This is a genomic window from Mycobacterium sp. E3298 (assembly GCF_001666895.1).
In the GTDB taxonomy this organism is placed as follows: Bacteria; Actinomycetota; Actinomycetes; order Mycobacteriales; family Mycobacteriaceae; genus Mycobacterium.
The window spans coordinates 1-899 of the sequence record NZ_LZJB01000587.1 but is presented as its reverse complement, the minus strand read 5'-3'; the positions used below and the strand labels follow the sequence as shown (position 1 = coordinate 899).

2 protein-coding genes are annotated in these 899 nt (G+C 68.4%); one reads left to right on the top strand and one right to left on the bottom strand.

Annotated elements, in window-relative coordinates; all coding sequences use genetic code 11:
* Positions 1 to 395: DUF6636 domain-containing protein (locus tag A9X05_RS26820; protein WP_156737018.1), on the bottom strand; the 395-nt coding region annotated here is incomplete at its 3' end.
* Positions 396 to 447: 52 nt separating this feature from the next.
* Here A9X05_RS26820 and A9X05_RS26815 point away from each other — a divergent pair.
* Positions 448 to 899 (top strand): DUF6636 domain-containing protein (locus A9X05_RS26815; protein ID WP_156734771.1); only part of this gene is annotated, 452 nt, incomplete at its 3' end.

Sequence of the window (899 nt, the reverse complement as noted above, 5' to 3'; positions counted from 1 at the left end):
TTCCTCGACCTCGGGAAGTAGTGCCCGGTGCTGCTGTCGGTGCACGTCATGCCCGACGGCTCGCTGTCGCAGGTGATCGTGCCCGCGGACTGGGTCTGGCCGTAGTCGAGGGTCGGCTCGCCGGCGAAGCGCAGGGTGTCGCCGTGGCAGTGGATGGCGGCCGGCTCGCCCAGGTTCAACACGAAGCGGTTGCCCCAGGCGAGATGCTTGCCGCACTCCGGTGGCGGCGGTGGCTGGTAGTCGAAGTCGCTGATGTCGCACGCCACACCGAAGCCGCCCAGGACGCAGTAGATGTTGCCGGACGGCGATTGAAAGTTCTGGGTGTCCGCGTGCGCGGTCGCCGGCATCACGGTGGCGGCCGCGACCGTCGCGGCGGCGACAGCGAGGGTCCTCATCATTTGCTGAGCGTAAGCCTGTGCGCCGGTGGACCGGACCGATAATCCCGAAATGAGTTTGCGCGGGGGCCTTCACCTGGCCGCCCAAAAGGATTACAACGTCATCATGAAGGCATCAATGGTCGCCGCGGTTCCGCTCCTGGCGGCCGCGACCGCGGTGGGCCCGGCGCACGCGGACCCGCTCTACCACTTCCAGTCGCCGTCCGGCAACATCTACTGCGTCCTGGGCGGCTTCGGTGTGGCGTGCGACATCAGCGACTTCGACTACCAGCCACCGCCGCCACCGGAGTGCGGCAAGCATCTCGCCTGGGGCAACCGCTTCGTGTTGAACCTGGGCGAGCCGGCCGCCATCCACTGCCACGGCGACACCCTGCGCTTCGCCGGCGAGCCGACCCTCGACTACGGCCAGACCCAGTCCGCGGGCACGATCACCTGCGACAGCGAGCCGTCGGGCATGACGTGCACCGACAGCAGCACCGGGCACTACTTCCGGGTGTCGCGGGA